The 14,557-nt window shown below is 72.4% G+C and carries 14 protein-coding genes; 2 read left to right on the forward strand and 12 right to left on the reverse strand.

From position 1 onward, the window contains the following. Positions 1–83: 83 nt before the first annotated feature. Both A6A27_RS33875 and A6A27_RS33880 read left to right on the forward strand, forming a co-directional pair. Positions 84–1,388: an aspartate aminotransferase family protein gene (locus A6A27_RS33875; protein ID WP_073838737.1), complete on the forward strand. Its 1,305-nt coding sequence runs from the start codon at positions 84–86 to the stop codon at positions 1,386–1,388. Further along, positions 1,385–2,875 carry a CoA-acylating methylmalonate-semialdehyde dehydrogenase gene (locus A6A27_RS33880; protein WP_073838738.1) on the forward strand — a complete coding sequence of 497 codons (1,491 nt, stop codon included), beginning with the start codon at positions 1,385–1,387 and terminating at the stop codon, positions 2,873–2,875. The genes A6A27_RS33875 and A6A27_RS33880 overlap by 4 nt, the downstream gene beginning before the upstream one ends. Positions 2,876–2,961: 86 nt before the next feature. Here the strand turns inward: A6A27_RS33880 and A6A27_RS33885 are convergent, their stop codons facing one another. The 12 genes from A6A27_RS33885 to A6A27_RS46470 all read right to left on the reverse strand — a co-directional run. Continuing rightward, positions 2,962–3,771, reverse strand: a complete 810-nt coding sequence (locus A6A27_RS33885; RefSeq protein WP_073838750.1) for a TIGR02452 family protein — start codon at positions 3,769–3,771, stop codon at positions 2,962–2,964. Between the two features lie 43 nt (positions 3,772–3,814). Further along, positions 3,815–4,204 (reverse strand): VOC family protein, encoded by a 390-nt coding sequence (locus A6A27_RS33890; RefSeq protein ID WP_073838739.1) that lies wholly within the window; start codon positions 4,202–4,204, stop codon positions 3,815–3,817. A 21-nt stretch (positions 4,205–4,225) separates the two neighbouring features. Next, complete coding sequence (gene dinB, locus A6A27_RS33895) at positions 4,226–5,413, reverse strand: DNA polymerase IV (protein ID WP_073838751.1); 1,188 nt, start codon at positions 5,411–5,413, stop codon at positions 4,226–4,228. 117 nt (positions 5,414–5,530) lie between these two features. Beyond that, positions 5,531–6,607, reverse strand: a complete 1,077-nt coding sequence (locus A6A27_RS33900; protein ID WP_073838740.1) for an endonuclease/exonuclease/phosphatase family protein — start codon at positions 6,605–6,607, stop codon at positions 5,531–5,533. A 195-nt stretch (positions 6,608–6,802) separates the two neighbouring features. Beyond that, a complete protein-coding gene (locus tag A6A27_RS33905; protein WP_073838741.1) occupies positions 6,803–7,720 on the reverse strand; it encodes an NADP-dependent oxidoreductase in 918 nt (305 codons plus the stop codon). A 29-nt stretch (positions 7,721–7,749) separates the two neighbouring features. Next, the gene (locus A6A27_RS33910) at positions 7,750–8,256 is read right to left on the reverse strand and encodes a DUF2231 domain-containing protein (protein WP_073838742.1); all 507 of its coding nucleotides are present in this window, start codon (positions 8,254–8,256) and stop codon (positions 7,750–7,752) included. A gap of 81 nt (positions 8,257–8,337) precedes the next feature. Then, positions 8,338–10,488: an amylo-alpha-1,6-glucosidase gene (locus tag A6A27_RS33915; protein ID WP_143194307.1), complete on the reverse strand. Its 2,151-nt coding sequence runs from the start codon at positions 10,486–10,488 to the stop codon at positions 8,338–8,340. Positions 10,489–10,539: 51 nt separating this feature from the next. After that, positions 10,540–11,301 (reverse strand): ABC transporter permease, encoded by a 762-nt coding sequence (locus A6A27_RS33920; protein ID WP_073838744.1) that lies wholly within the window; start codon positions 11,299–11,301, stop codon positions 10,540–10,542. Between the two features lie 155 nt (positions 11,302–11,456). Then, positions 11,457–11,870 carry a VOC family protein gene (locus tag A6A27_RS33925; protein ID WP_073838745.1) on the reverse strand — a complete coding sequence of 138 codons (414 nt, stop codon included), beginning with the start codon at positions 11,868–11,870 and terminating at the stop codon, positions 11,457–11,459. Between the two features lie 145 nt (positions 11,871–12,015). After that, a complete protein-coding gene (locus A6A27_RS33930) occupies positions 12,016–13,149 on the reverse strand; it encodes a peptidoglycan recognition protein family protein (RefSeq protein ID WP_073838746.1) in 1,134 nt (377 codons plus the stop codon). A gap of 349 nt (positions 13,150–13,498) precedes the next feature. Further along, the gene (locus tag A6A27_RS46465; protein ID WP_073838747.1) at positions 13,499–14,011 is read right to left on the reverse strand and encodes a CU044_5270 family protein; all 513 of its coding nucleotides are present in this window, start codon (positions 14,009–14,011) and stop codon (positions 13,499–13,501) included. Beyond that, on the reverse strand, positions 13,963–14,557 hold a 595-nt coding region (locus A6A27_RS46470; RefSeq protein WP_241825588.1), incomplete at its 5' end, for a hypothetical protein. The genes A6A27_RS46470 and A6A27_RS46465, both read right to left, overlap by 49 nt.

Consider the following 14,557-nt stretch of genomic DNA (forward strand, 5'->3'; position numbering starts at 1 on the left):
ACCACAGCGGTACAGGTTGTGCATAGCGGTTGCACAACGATTGCCGCCACACTCGCCGTGGGGACGAGTTACGGGAGGACGCGATGGCCCACCGCGAGCTGCTGGCCCGACACCGATCCGTGCTGCCGAACTGGCTGGCGTTGTACTACGAGCAGCCCATCGAGATCGCCGGCGCGCACGGCCGCCGGGTGACCGATCGCGAGGGGCGGACCTACCTCGACTTCTTCGCCGGCATCCTCACCAACGCCATCGGCTACGACGTGGCCGAGATCAGCGACGCGATCCGGTCACAGGTCGACACCGGCGTGCTGCACTCGTCCACGCTGTACCTGATCCAGTCGCAGGTCGAGCTGGCGGAGAAGATCGCGCAGCTGTCCGGCATCCCGGACGCGAAGGTGTTCTTCACCAACTCGGGCACCGAGGCGAACGAGACCGCACTCATGCTCGCCACCCAGCACCGCCGCAGCGAACAGGTGCTCGCCCTGCGCAACTCTTACCACGGCCGGGCCTTCGCCACCATCGCGATCACCGGCATCCGCGGGTGGTCGGCCAGCGCCCTCAGCCCGGTCAAGGTGAGCTGGGTGCACGGCGGCTACCGCTACCGCAGCCCGTTCCGGGATCTGTCCGACGCGGACTACATCAAGGCGTGCGTGGCCGACCTGCGCGAGGTCATCGAGACCACCACGGCCGGTGACGTCGCCTGCATGATCGTCGAGCCGATCCAGGGGGTCGGCGGCTTCGCCTCCCCGCCGGACGGACTGTTCGGGGAGTTCAAGAAGGTGCTCGACGAGTACGGCATCCTCCTCGTGTCCGACGAGGTGCAGACCGGCTGGGGCCGCACCGGCGAGCACTTCTGGGGCATCCAGGCGCACGACGTCGTACCCGACGCGATCACCTTCGCCAAGGGCCTGGGCAACGGCCTCGCGATCGGCGGCGTGGTCGCCCGGGCCGAGCTGATGGACTGCCTGCGGGCCAACTCGATCTCCACCTTCGGCGGCAACCCGCTGGCCACCACCGGCGCGCTGGCGTCGCTGACCTACCTGCTGGAGCACGACCTGCAGGCCAACGCCGCGCAGCTGGGCACCCGCCTGCTCGACGGCCTGCGCGCGGTCGCCGCGGCCCATCCCGTGGTCGGCGACGTGCGCGGCAAGGGCCTGATGATCGCGCTGGAGTTCGTCGGTCCCGACGGCGAGCCCCATCCGGCGGCCGCGACCGCACTGCTGGAGGAAACCCGGGAACGCGGCCTACTCGTCGGCAAGGGCGGCCTGTACGGCAACGTCATCCGCCTCGCGCCACCGATGACCCTGACCCGGGCCGAGGCGGAGGAGGCGCTGGAGATCCTCACCCAGTCGATCGAGGCGGTGGCCAAGGAGGTGCAGCCCCGATGAGGACCACCCACTGGATCGGCGGCAAGCCGTGGCACGGCGTCGCCGAGCGCACCGGGGACGTGTACGACCCCGCCACCGGCCAAGTCGCCGGACAGGTCGACTTCGCCACCACCGCGGTCGTCGACGAGGCGGTCGCCGCCGCCCGCGAGGCGTTCACCCGCTGGCGCGCCGCGTCCCTCGCCCAGCGGACCAACGTGCTGTTCGCCTTCCGGGAACTGCTGAACGCCCGCCGGGCCGACCTCGCCGCCATCATCACCGCCGAGCACGGCAAGGTCCTCTCGGACGCGGCGGGGGAGATCCAGCGCGGGTTGGAGAACGTCGAGTTCGCCTGCGGCATCCCGCAGCAGCTCAAGGGCGGATACAGCGAGAACGCCTCGACCCAGGTCGACGTGTACTCCCTACGACAGCCGCTCGGCGTGGTCGGCGTGATCTCCCCCTTCAACTTCCCGGCCATGGTGCCGTTGTGGTTCGTGCCGAACGCCATCGCGTGCGGCAACACCGTGGTGCTCAAACCGAGCGAGAAGGACCCGTCCGCGGCGAACTTCCTGGCCGAGCTGTTCGCGGAGGCCGGGCTGCCGGACGGGGTGTGCAACGTGGTGCACGGCGACAAGGAGGCGGTCGACCGGATCCTCGAGCATCCGCGCGTCAAGGCCGTCTCGTTCGTCGGCTCCACCCCGATCGCTCGCTACGTCTACCAGACCGGCGCCCGGCACGGAAAGCGGGTGCAGGCGCTCGGCGGCGCTAAGAACCACATGGTCGTGCTGCCCGACGCCGACCTCGACCTCGCCGCCGACGCCGCCGTCTCGGCCGGCTTCGGCTCGGCCGGCGAACGCTGCATGGCCATCTCCGCCGTCGTCGCGGTCGACCCGGTCGGCGACGAGCTGGTCGCCAAGATCAGTGAGCGGATGGCCGCCCTGCACGTCGGCGACGGCCGCCGCCCCGGCTGCGAGATGGGACCGCTGGTCACCGGCGCCCACCGGGACCGAGTGACAGCGTACCTGGACGCCGGCCGGGCCGCGGGCGCGCAGCTCGTGGTCGACGGGCGGAACCACCCCGTCGACGGCGAGCAGGGCGGCTTCTGGCTCGGGCCGACCCTGTTCGACCACGTCGACACCGACATGTCCGTCTACACCGACGAGATCTTCGGGCCGGTGCTGTCGGTGCTGCGGGTGCCCAGCTACGACGCGGCCGTCGAGCTGGTCAACGCCAACCCGTGGGGCAACGGCACCGCCATCTTCACCAACGACGGCGGCGCGGCCCGCCGGTACCAGCACGAGATCGAGGTCGGCATGGTCGGGGTGAACGTCCCCATCCCGGTCCCGGTGTCCTACTACTCCTTCGGCGGCTGGAAGGACTCCCTCTTCGGCGACGCCCACGCGTACGGGCCGGAGGGGGTGAACTTCTTCGTCAGGTCCAAGGTGGTCACCAGCCGCTGGCCCGACCCCTCCTACGGCGGGGTCAACCTCGGCTTCCCGCAGAACCGCTGACCGCCGGGCGGCCCCGGGGGCGGCGGTCGCCCGCTTGGCCGGACAGCCCGGCCGGCGGCGGCTGGTGGCTGGGGTGTTGACCTCCGTCAGGACGCCCCGAAGCGGTCGGCGAACGCGGCCTCGACCGGCCCGCCGGCCCGGTCGAGCACCGCGAAGGTGACCTGGTCGAACCAGCCCGCCGCGTCGGCCAGGGCCAGCGCGAACGCCTCCGCCACCGTGGCCGGGTCGTTGCGGAACACGCCGCAGCCCCACGCGCCGAGCACCAACCGCCGGTGGCCGTACGCCGCGGCGACGGCCAGCACCCGACGGGCCCGGGTACGCAGCGCCAGCGTGACCCGCTCGGTGTCGGCGGGCTGGTTGCGCAGCACGGCGCCGCGGTTGGGGGCGGCGGCGGTCAGGAACGACACCTCGTGGGCGGCGTCGAGCAGCCGACCCTTGTCGTCGCGAAACACCGGTACCCGCGGCGAGTGGATGACCCGGTCGCTGTAGAGCAGGTCCCGCTGCTCGCAGTGGAAGTCGTAGAACTCGGGGACCGCGGTCAGGCAGGGGAAGAGCGCCGAGGCCCGGGCGATGCTCTCCTCCTGTGCCTGCGCCCCGGTGCGGAACCCGCCGCCCGGGTTCTTCGCCGAGGCGAACACCAGCGCGGCGACGTCCCCGCCTCGGACGAGACGCCGGGCGGCCAGCAGCGTGCTCTCCCCGGTCACCTCCACCGCCAGGGCGGCGTCACCGGTGGGTGGGGCGGGCAGCGGGTCGTCGGGCAGGTGCAGGCGGGTGCCGGCGACGGCGGCGCGTACCGGGCCGGCGAGCTCGACGGGCTCGCCGTGGCCGTTGACGTACCGGCCGGCGTCGAGGATGTCCAGGGTCTCGCGGGCGATGGCCCGCAGCCGCGTACTCATGATCAGGTGAGTGTGCGGCACGAGCCGCGGCGCGACGACGGGTTTATCCGGCCGGCAGATGCTGGACGAGCTGGATCGGGTTGCCGTCCGGGTCGGCCGTCCAGGCGATCAGCAGCCGGTCGAGCCAGACGTGCGGGGCGGCCAGTGCGGGTGCGCCGTCGGCGGTGAGCGCCGCGTACGCGGCGGCCGCGTCGTCGGTCCAGAGGACGACCGCCGCGCGTTGGCCCGACGGCACCGGGTCGAGGCCGTGGTCGTCCCGGGTGGAGGCGACCGAGGCGATGCCGATCCGGTAGCCGTCGAGGACCAGGTCCACGTGAATCGGCTCGCCCTCGGTGGGCACCCGGAAGGTCTCCCTGAACCCGAGCGTGGTGTAGAAGGCGGCGGCCCGGGGGACATCCTCGCTGAACAGGATCACCTGCGGCTCCCGGAACATTCACGGACCATACAACGCCGCTCAGTCGGGCAGACGGGGCATCTCCAGGCCGGGATCCCGACCGAGCAGCACGGCCCGGGTCAGCGCCGACGAGCCGAACCGGTCCCGGACGGCGTCCACTGCCGCATCCAGCTCCGCGCCCGGGTCGCGGGTGAACGGCAGCGCCAGCTGCACGTGCCCGGTGTCGAGGTTGCCGACGGACACCCCGATCAGTGTTACACCCCGGGCGTCGATCTCCGGCAGCGCCGCCCGCAGCAACGCGCGGGCGGCCTCGAGCAGCGGCCGGGTCTGCGCGGTCGCCTTGTCGATGGTGTGCGAACGGGTCGCCCGGGTGTAGTCGGCGAAGCGCAGCCGCAGGGTGACCGTACGGCCGGTGCGCCGCGCCGCGCGCATCCGCCCGGTCACCCGGTCGACCAGCCCGGCCAGCACGGCGTCGAGCTCGGCGGGGGAGTGTGGCTCCCGGCCCAGCGCGTGCTGGGCGCCCATCGACGACCGCCGCCGCCCGACCTGGACCCGGCGGGGGTCGCGGTTGTGGGCGAGGGCGTGCAGGTGGCGGCCGGCACCACCGCCGAGCAGCGACACCAGGGTCGGCTCGTCCAGCCGGGCCACCTGCCCCACGGTACGGATGCCCCGGTCACGCAGCTTCGTCGCGGTCACCGGGCCGACGCCCCACAGCCGCTCCACCGGCAGCGGATGCAGGAACGCCAGCTCCCGCCCGGGCTCGACGACCAGCAGTCCGTCCGGCTTGGCCACCCCGCTGGCCACCTTGGCGAGGAACTTCGTCCGGGCCACGCCGACGGTGATCGGCAGGCCGACCCGCTCGCGTACCTCCCGGCGCAGCCGGGCCGCGATGTCGACCGGCGGACCGACCAGCCGGCGCAGCCCGCCCACGTCCAGGAACGCCTCGTCAATGGAGAGCCCCTCCACCAGCGGCGTGGTGTGCCGGAAGATCTCGAACACCGCCCGGCTCGCCGCCGTGTACGCGGCCATCCGCGGCCGCACCACGATCGCCTCCGGGCACAGCCGTAGCGCCTGCCGCCCGCCCATCGCGCTGCGTACGCCCCGGCCCTTGGCCTCGTAGCTGGCCGCCAGCACCACGCCACCGCCGACGATCACCGGCCGGCCGCGCAGCCGGGGATCGTCGCGCTGCTCGACCGACGCGTAGAAGGCGTCCAGGTCGGCATGCAGGATGGTGGCCTCGCCCGACACGAACACATGTTCGCACAGGTGTTCGACAGCGCTTCGCTGACCTGCCGAAAACAGGTCAACTCAGCGCCGGCCCGAGCACTGCGGCGGCGCCCGGGTGGGCTCAGCGGCGGAGACCGGTCACGGTAGCGCGAGCACCGCGGCGTGCCCCAGGTGGTCCGACGCCCACCGGCCGTCCGGGGTCTGCCGCTCGGTGCCGAAGACCTCGCTGCTGACCGGCACGACCGCGCCCTTGACCAGGACCATGTCGATCCGGTGCTCGACGTCGCCGGCCGGCTGGTCCAGGTCGTCGCCGAGCCCGGAGGTGTAGCCGGGGTCGCCGGGGTGCAGGACCGGCCAGATGTCGATCATGCCGCCACCCACCAGCGCGACGTACGCGAGCCGGTTGTTCGGGTCGGGTAGTTCCGGCCCGGAGTTGAGATCACCGAGGAGGATCACCCGGCCGGTGGTGCGCAGCGGTCCCTGCAGCAGCTCCTGCGCCTGCAGCACCCGCACCCCGGGGTGGAAGGCCTCCAGGTGGGTGTTGACGAACCGGTAGGTCCGACTGCCCTGCTGCACGTCGACTGCCGTCCAGCCGCGGGTGCTGGTGGCGCTGCCCCCGACCGGCGGGAGTGGGGTCACCAGGTTGTGCACGAAGTTCCCCGACGACGTCCCGGTCACCTTCACCCGGCCGCCGTGCCGCACCAGGATCACGTCGCGCATGGTGAGCCGTGCGTCCTTGTTGTGCGGCGCCCCCGCCGGGGCCTCCAGATCCGCCTCGTTCTGCACCACCGCCACGTCGTACGGGTGGCCGGAGCTGGCCAGCTCGGACATCAGCAGGGCCAGGTAGTCGTACCGGAGCGTCGTGGCCGGCGCCGGGTCGCCGAGCGGGCCGGTGCGCCAGAGCGCCACCTCCTGCAGGCCGACCAGGTCGGGCTTGCGCTCGCGGATCTCCGCGGCGACCAGCCGCGCTCGGGCGGGGAAGTCCATCCGGTCGACGTGGCTGAGCAGGGCCGCGTTGGCGGCCAGGAACGCCGGCAGTGTGGTCGCGGTCATCGACGGGGTGAGGTCGCCGCCGAGGTAGAGGTTGCGGGTCAGCACCGTCACCTTGGGTCCGGTCTCCGCGTGCGCCGGCGCCGGGAGAAGCCCCAGGCTGGCCGCCACGACGGCGGCGGCGGTGACCAGCCGGGTCAGTCGGAAACGTGTTCTGCCGTCCATGCCCCGGTCCTCTCTCCAGCGGGTGATCCGCGTCGGGTAACCAGGGCGTACGGTATCGCCGCGGCGACCATCGTGGACACCGCCGTTCGGGCGGTTCCACCAGCTTCGAGAGCAGTGTCAGACGGCAGGGACACGTGCGACAGACCGGCGGCCGCCCCGGTGTAGGGCGGCCGCCGGCCGTTGGTCGTGCGTCGGTCAGGAGACGGTGATCGCGAGCTTGCCCAGCGCGCCGGTGAAGTCGCCGAGCGCTTTGGGCACCTCGGCCAGCTCGTAGCGACGGGTGACCGGGACGTGCAGCCGACCGGCCGCGAGGTCGCCGGCGAGCCGGTCGAGGGTCTCGGGGCTCGGGTTGCCCATGATCGAGGTGGCGGCCGGGTGCTGGTCCGGGCCGAATCCGATGGTCGAGGCGAGTCGCCCTTCGAAGGCGAGCAGCCCGGCGAGTTCCATGCCGTCACCGGCCAGGTGCGCCACCGCGGACACCCCGTCGGGGGCGACCGCGCGGACCTGGGCGCTCAGGTCGCCGGTGTAGTCCACCACCTCGGTGGCGCCCAGCTGCCGGACGAAGTCCGTGGCGGCGCCGGGGCGGGCGGTGGCGACGACCCGTGCGCCGGCCGCGGTGGCGTACTGGACGGCGAGCGCGCCGACGCCGCCGGTCGCGCCGGCGACCAGGACGGTGTCTCCCTGGCCGGGTGCGAGGGCGTTCACCACGTCGACCGCGGTGGCGCCGGCCAGCCCGAGAGCCCCTGCGGTCGACGGGTCGAGACCTGCGGGAAGGCGGGTGATGCCGACCCGCTCGCCGACCGCCACGTGTTCGGCCCACGAGCCGTCGCCCAGGTAGGACCGCATGACCACGCCGAACACCGGGTCGCCGACGCGGAAGCGGGTCACCCCGTCGCCGACTGCCGCGACCTCGCCGGCGAAGTCCTTGCCGAGCACGACGGGGTACCGGTATTCGAGCCCGCCCTTCATCATCCCGGCCGCCGCCTTCTTGTCGAAGCCGTTGACCGAGGAGGCCCGGACCCGCACGAGCACCTCACCGGGGCCGGGGCTGGGCTGGGGCAGGTCGCGGAGGGCGGGTTCCCCTCCCTCCGCGACCAGCGTGATCGCCCGCATGCGCGTACCCCTCTCGTCGCCGCGGTCCGTCAGGCGCCCCGCGTGTGGGGCCGGCCGGCGGCGCCGCGCGATAGCGAACTCGGCGCGTTCACCCCCGCCTGGTCGCTGACGCCGACGCCGAGCCGCTCGACCAGCTCACCGCCGAGCCAGCCGGTGAAGCCGGCCAGCACGATGCCGACGAAGCTGCAGCCCAGGGCCGCTGCAGGGGGTTCCCAGTTCGTTGCGGACAGCCGCAGGAACCAGCTCGCCGCGAACAGCAGCAGCACCACTACGTTGCCGAGGCCGTGGACCGCGCCGACCCGCTTCGCGCGGGTGCCGGCGGGGATGGACAGCCAGTCGACCAGGCCGAACACCCCGGCGATCAGGCCGCCGATGACACCCGCGGCGATCGTGTACGCCGCGGATATCTGGAAACCCGCCCGGTCGGTGATCAGGTACAGGATGTCGAAGATCACCGAAGTGGCGAGCAGGCCCAGCGGGAACACGATCAGGATGGGGTGGATCCCGTGCCCCATCGCCTTGGCGCGACTCTCCATGCCAACCCTCCTGTCTGTTTGGGCGAGGCGGTTTTCCCCGTCGACGGCGGCCTACACGTGCCGGCCGACCGGGGCGGCCGGTCAGGCCCGTGGCCGGTGGCGGGAGACGGCCTGCCGCGGGGGACGGCGGATCACCGCCAGCCGGTCCCCGCGGGCGCTGATCGAGGTCCGTCCGCCGCGCCGGCGGCGCACCGTCAGGTCGACGGTGGCGCCGCCCACCTGTACGCCCTCCAGCCGCAGGTCCGGCAGCCATTCGGGCAGGTGCGGGTCCACGATGATCGCCCGCAGGGGCGCGACCGGGCGCAGCGCCAACAGCGCCTGCACCAGCGCCACGATCGCGCTGGCCGACCACGCCTGCGGAGCGCAGGAGTTCGGATACACGCCGGGGTGCGGATGGTCGGCGTCTCGGGGCAGGCCGCTGAGCGCCTCGGGCAGGCGGTGCTCCTCGAACAGCGCCGCCGCGGCGAACATCCCCTCGGCCAACCGGTGCAGGTGCTCCCAGCACCCGTACCGGGCCAGCCCGAGCCCGATGGTCCCGGCCTCCACCGGCCAGACGCTGCCCCGGTGGTAGCTGAACGGGTTGTACGCCGGATGCTCCGCCGACAACGTCCGGACCCCCCAGCCGCTGAACATGTCGGGCGCGAACAGCCGGTCGACCACCCGGGCGGCGGCCCGGGCCGGGACGATGCCGGTGGTGAGCAGGTGCCCGTCGTTGGAGTTGGTCGACCGCACCGGCCGCCGGTCCGGCCCGAGCGCCATCGCGTAGCAGCCCCGGTCCGGCAGCCAGTACGCGTCGTGGAAGCGCCGCCGTAGGGCACGGGCCCGGGCCAGCAGCGCGGTGCCCCGGGCCGGGTGGCCGGTCACGGTGAACACCACGGCGGCGTGCCGCAGCGCGGCGTACCAGTAGCCCTGCAGTTCGCTGGTCGCGATCGGGTTGGGCACCACCTGCCCGTCCTCGTCGACGATGGCGGTGTCCGAGTCCTTCCACCCCTGGTTCTTCAGACCGCCCCGGGAGCGGTGGTGGTACTCGAGGAAGCCGTCGCCGTCGGGATCGCCGTACCGTTCGATCCAGTTCAGGGCCTGCCGGGCGGTCGGCAGCAGGTCCCGCACCGTGTCCAGGTCGCCGGTCCAGGCCAGGTACTGCCCGAGGAAGACCAGGAAGTCCGGGGCGGTGGACCAGTCGCCGTAGTAGGCGGTGTACGGGTCCAGGCCGAGCACCGAGACCGGGCCCTTTCGGGCCTCGTGCAGCGGCTTGCCGGGTTCCTCGTCCCGCCAGTCGTCGAATCGCTGCCCGAGGTGCTGGGCGTTGAGCCGCAGGCTGTCGGCCAGCATGGTCGGCCCGGCCAGCAGCGCCTGCCAGGAGGCGGTCATCGTGTCCCGGCCGAAGATCTCCTGGTACATGGGCAGCCCGGCCATCGGCGCGGTCGGCCCGGCCGGTTCGCCGAGCGGGAGCACGGCCAGTTCCTCCACCGCGTTCCGCCAGGCCGCCGTGACGTCGAAGTTGCTGCTGGTCAGCCCGGCGAATTCGCTGACCAGCAGGCCTCGGGCCCGGGCGGCCGCGTCGGTGGCACCGGTGAAGGTGGCCGGGGGCGCGGGCAGGCGCGCACCGTCGAAGATCGGCTCCACGATCAGGTCCACCTGGGCGGCGCCGCGTGGCGGCACCTCGACCTCGACCGTGAACGCGCCGTCGGCGAACCGGACGGGGGTGTCGGCGCGCACCGCGACGGCGACCGCACGGTCGATGTCGTCGCGCAGGTAGGTCAGGCGGAGCTCCTGCGCCGTGGCGTCCCAGTCCGTGCCGACATCGCCGGTCTGCAGCCGGCGGCCCGTCTCGGCCTCGACGCTGTCGGCGAAGTCCGCCTCGACCCGGATCGCCAGGGCCAGCCGCAGCGGCTGCTGGGCGTAGCTGACCACGGTCAGCCTGGTCCGCAGCCCCGCGCCGACGAACCGTTCGGTCAGCAGGTAGGCCGCCCGGGACGGCAGCTCTTCCCCGTCACCGAGTGCGGCGTACGAGAGCTGGGAGCTGCCCAGGACGTTCGCCGCGCTGAACGGGATCGGCTCCCGACCGTCGACCGTGACCTGCTCGACGCTGAGCACCCGGGTGTTGCGGGCGAAGAATCCCTGCGGGTCGGTTCCGGTGACGCGGCAACGCACGTCGGTGACCAGCGTGCTCCACCCACTCGCCACGTAGAGCAGGTCGGGCCGGACGCGGAGGTTGCGCACCCTGGTCATCGGGCACGCCTGTACCCGGTCGGGCGGCCGGTACACGTGCCCGCCGGGGCCTCAGGGCTGGATCCGTGCCTGGTGGCGGACGAGCAGCTCGACGGCGAGGGCGATCGCCACCGCCTCCACGGCGAGCAGGGTGATCAGGATGAGCAGCTGGGTCGCTCCGGCCTGGAGCGGGCCCGCCCCGCCGAGCAGCACGCCGACGAACGCGCCCGGCAGGGTGACCAGCCCGACCGTGCGGGTCTGGTCCAGCGCCGGGATGATGGCCTGCCCGGCGGTCGGCCGGCAGATCTCCAGCGCGGCGTCGCGGGGGAGTAGCCCCAGGGCCAGCCCCGCCTCGTACTCGCCGTGCCGGGAGCGCAGCTCGTCGAGCGTCCGCCGGCCGGCCAGGCTCGCCGCGGTCATCGCCCCGCCGATCAGGATGCCGGCCGTCGGCAGCACCACCAGCGGCGTCGCGGGCAGGGCCCGGCTGGCCAGGAGAACGGCGAGACTCGGCACCACCCCGACCGCGATGGCCAGCGGCGCGACCCGGCGCGGGACGGCCGGCCCGATCCGCCGTCCCGCGGTGACGCTGGCGACCACGTACATGAGCAGGATGAACGCGGCGGTGCTCCACCACGCCCGCAGCACCGCGACGATGATCAGCGAGACGGCGCCGAGCTGGATGGTGGCCCGGCCCGCCGCGCCCAGCACGGCCCGCGCCCGGCCCAGCCCGGACAGCCGCAGCACCACGGCGCCGGCCAGGGTGAGCCCGGTGAGGGCGACCACCAGGGTCGGCCCGATCGGTACCGTGCCGCCACCTGTCGCCGCGCCGCTCATCGTCCCGCCCGGTCGCGGGGGATGTCGTCGACGCCGGCCACCTGATGATCGTATTCGAGCCGTCCGGCCGGTCGCGCGACCGGCCGGACGTGCCGGACCTCAGCGCTCGGGGTCCCGTCGGCGGGCCGGCCCGCGCGTCGTGGCCGTTGCCCGGGTCAGGCCTGGGGCTGGGCGATGTTGACCATCCAGCCGATGCCGAACCGGTCCACGCACATGCCGAACTCGTCGCCCCACATCTGCTTCTCCAGCGGCACCGAGATCGTGCCACCCTCGGCGAGCTGCTTCCAGTAGCCGCGCAGCTCGTCGGTGTCGTCGCCGCTCAGGCTGATCGAGATGTTGTTGCCGGGGCTGTATTCCATCTCCGGCGGGGTGTCGGAGGCCATCAGGGTGAACCCCCGGTCGGTCTCCAGCATGGCGTGCATGACCTGGTTGGCTACCGCCGGATCCGGGTTGCCGGCCTCGCCGAAGGTGCTCAGCGTCAGGTTGCCGCCGAACACGTTCTGGTAGAACTCCATGGCCTGCCGCGCGTTGTCGCGGAAGCTGAGATACGGGTTGAGCCGAGACGCCATTGTGCGACCCTCCTTCGTCCTTGACGAGGGTCATCGTCGCAGCCGGGTAAGGCAGGGACAACGACGTGTGCTGGGCGAGTCGTACCGAAACGGACACGGTGGGGGTGGCGCCGTTGCCACCCCCACCGCTCTCCCCGCCGGTACGTCAGTCCTGCTGGAAGGACTGCCGCACCACACCCCCCACCAGCGCACACCAGGTGGTGGTGCTGACCTTGCCGTTCGGGTCCAGACCGTGCAGGTGCTGCAGGTCCTTCAGGGCCTTCTTGGTCACGTAGTCGTACTCGCCGGTGATCGCCACGTCGGCGTAGCCCTTGGAGTTGAGCATGAACTGCACCGCGGTGACCGGGATGCCGGTCGCGTCCTTGTCCAGCTCGGGCGCCAGGGTCTCCCAGGTCGGCGCGGTGAGGGTGGCGTCGATGTCGACCGGGATGCCGTTGCGGGCCTGCCAGTCCTGCACGGCGGCGACGGTGGCGGCGTCGAAGACGCCGTTGACCGGGACGGTGTAGCCGCGGAAGGTGAGCAGGTACTGGGCGACGCGGACCACCGGGCCGCCGACGAACCGCCAGATGTCCGGCCACCGGCGGGCCGGCACGTCGGCCAGGTCGGTGCCGAGCTCGGCGAAGACCCGGCGACGCAGGGTGGGGAATTCCCGGTAGAACATCGCGCCGGGGCACAGCGTGGCCCGGAAGTCCCAGTGGCCGAAGATGTCGTGCGCGTGCAGGCCGTACTGCTGGCAGATGGTGGTGCAGAGCTTGACCAGCGAGTCGAGCAGTTCCCGCGGCGGCGTGTCGGTGACGTACGTGCCCTCGTTCTCGATGCCGATGGACCGGCCGTTCTCGCCCGGGCAGTGCGCCGAGATCATCTGCCGGTCGCCGGCCTGGAGCCGCTCCAGGCTGCCGTGCCGGCCCTCCAGGACGTGCCCGCCCCGGCTGACCGTGAAGTGCTGCCCGGTGTCCGACCACCCGTTGCCGTCCATGTGCAGGTCCTGGCAGTCGCGGGCCAGCTGCTTGGCGTGCTCCTCGGAGTAGTCCGTGCTGTTCGGGAACGCCATGTGGTGCACGATGATCTTGTTGGTGGCGATGGCGCTGATCGACAGCGGGTCCGCCGGTGGGCGCGCGCCCCACTCGTCGCAGCTGATGATCCAGTCGAGGTTCGCGCCGGGCGCGGCCTGCGCGGCGGCCGGGAACGCGAGTTCGCTCCCGACGACCGCGACCGCGGCAGCGCCGAATCCGGCCCGCAGCAGGGTGCGGCGGTCCAGCTCAGGGTGGTTGAAGTGCATGTCGTCTCCTCCGCGGCCGGGCAAGGACCAGGGCATGAAAAGGAACTTCAAGAGCCGCGCGTCGGACGGAGGATATTGCCAAGAACCGGCGTCGCGCTAGAGGTTGACGGCGACAAGAATCGATCCGCGCCCCAGGTGGAGGGTCGAATGTGGCCCAGTGTGGTCAACTCGGGCGGGCGTGGCTGCCCGGGTTGGCTGTGGCGTCCGGGTCTGCGTGTTGCTGTGCGAGGATTGCTACCCGGCGATACTGGAGGAGAGCCCAGCGGCCTGTCGCCGTCGCGGCGTGTTGGTGGCAGTGCGGATTCAGCACTGGCGGTTGGTCGAGGTCGGCTCTCGCGCTGCGAAACGGCTATGGGCGTTGGCCTGCCCGGTCGACCACGGCCCGGGTGATGACGGCGGTGGTGGCGGTGAGCATTCCTGCCTTGCCGTCGCTGGTGTCCTCGACCAGGTAGCTGCGCTCGCCGAGGTATTCGTAGGTGGTCTTGTCGAAGATCCACTCTGTGCGCTCGCCGAACTCAACGTGTGCAACGGCGACACCGTGGCGTCCGGCGGCGTCGACCGAGTCAGGCACGAGCACTACGCCTGGGATCTTGGCCGCCGCCCGGTAGAGGGTCGCACAGATCTTCGGTGGCATGAGCGACTCACGCAGAAGGTCACCGATGGTGGTGAAGGCTTGGTCGTCCGGGCTGTTGCCCTGCCCTCGGGTGTCGGCGTAGATCTTGTTGAGCAGCAGGTCTGGGTCGCTCGGCAGGTCGACGAGTTCCTCGTTAGAGGTGGTGATGCCGAGATCCGACGGCCGCCCAGCGTCCCTGATCAGCTTAGCGATCCTGAGTCGGATTGAGTTTCCGGGATCGTTTCCCACCGTGGTGGAGATGCATGGACGTGGAAATGGAATCCCGCGCCCAGTGCGGCTCCGCGTGGCCGGTGGCCGGCGGTGGTGATCGTGTTCACGCTCTGGTGCCGGTGGGCTGCGCGGGGCAGCCTCCGATCCGTTGGTGCGTGTCCCTCCGGACGCTTGCCCGCCCGGCCGTGAGGCCGGGTGGGGGAGGGTGCCCTGCGTCGCCTGGGCGCGGGGCGTGGGGTGCGGGGCCGGGTGGGGCCGGACTTCGACCGGTCCCTCCGGCTGCCTGTAGTGGTGGGGGTGATGACGGCTGCGGCTTCGAGCTCGTCGACGACCGTGCGGATCACCATGGCGCCGCTGGTCTTGTCGGTGACGGTTTTGGTCTGGTGGGTGAGGCCGCGGGCGGCGATACGCCGCCAGGCGCCGTGGTCGCGGTCGCCCTGCCACCGGCAGGACTGGTTGGGGCAGATGGCCCACTTCCAGCCCGCCACCGTCGGCTTGTCGGGGGCCTTGCGATGTTGCAGCACCGTGAGGCATTGCGGGCAGTAGAAAGACCTCGAAGCGTTT

The sequence above is a fragment of the Micromonospora sp. CB01531 genome, from assembly GCF_001905095.1.
In the GTDB taxonomy this organism is placed as follows: Bacteria; Actinomycetota; Actinomycetes; order Mycobacteriales; family Micromonosporaceae; genus Micromonospora.

Excerpts from the sequence above, each read along its gene's own strand:
- A6A27_RS33875 (WP_073838737.1), top strand. The coding sequence starts at position 84 with ATGGCCCACCGCGAGCTGCTGGCCCGACACCGATCCGTGCTGCCGAAC.
- A6A27_RS33880 (WP_073838738.1), top strand. The coding sequence starts at position 1,385 with ATGAGGACCACCCACTGGATCGGCGGCAAGCCGTGGCACGGCGTCGCC.
- A6A27_RS33885 (WP_073838750.1), bottom strand. The coding sequence starts at position 3,771 with ATGAGTACGCGGCTGCGGGCCATCGCCCGCGAGACCCTGGACATCCTC.
- A6A27_RS33890 (WP_073838739.1), bottom strand. The coding sequence starts at position 4,204 with ATGTTCCGGGAGCCGCAGGTGATCCTGTTCAGCGAGGATGTCCCCCGG.
- A6A27_RS33900 (WP_073838740.1), bottom strand. The coding sequence starts at position 6,607 with ATGGACGGCAGAACACGTTTCCGACTGACCCGGCTGGTCACCGCCGCC.
- A6A27_RS33905 (WP_073838741.1), bottom strand. The coding sequence starts at position 7,720 with ATGCGGGCGATCACGCTGGTCGCGGAGGGAGGGGAACCCGCCCTCCGC.
- A6A27_RS33910 (WP_073838742.1), bottom strand. The coding sequence starts at position 8,256 with ATGGAGAGTCGCGCCAAGGCGATGGGGCACGGGATCCACCCCATCCTG.
- A6A27_RS33915 (WP_143194307.1), bottom strand. The coding sequence starts at position 10,488 with ATGACCAGGGTGCGCAACCTCCGCGTCCGGCCCGACCTGCTCTACGTG.
- A6A27_RS33920 (WP_073838744.1), bottom strand. The coding sequence starts at position 11,301 with ATGAGCGGCGCGGCGACAGGTGGCGGCACGGTACCGATCGGGCCGACC.
- A6A27_RS33925 (WP_073838745.1), bottom strand. The coding sequence starts at position 11,870 with ATGGCGTCTCGGCTCAACCCGTATCTCAGCTTCCGCGACAACGCGCGG.
- A6A27_RS33930 (WP_073838746.1), bottom strand. The coding sequence starts at position 13,149 with ATGCACTTCAACCACCCTGAGCTGGACCGCCGCACCCTGCTGCGGGCC.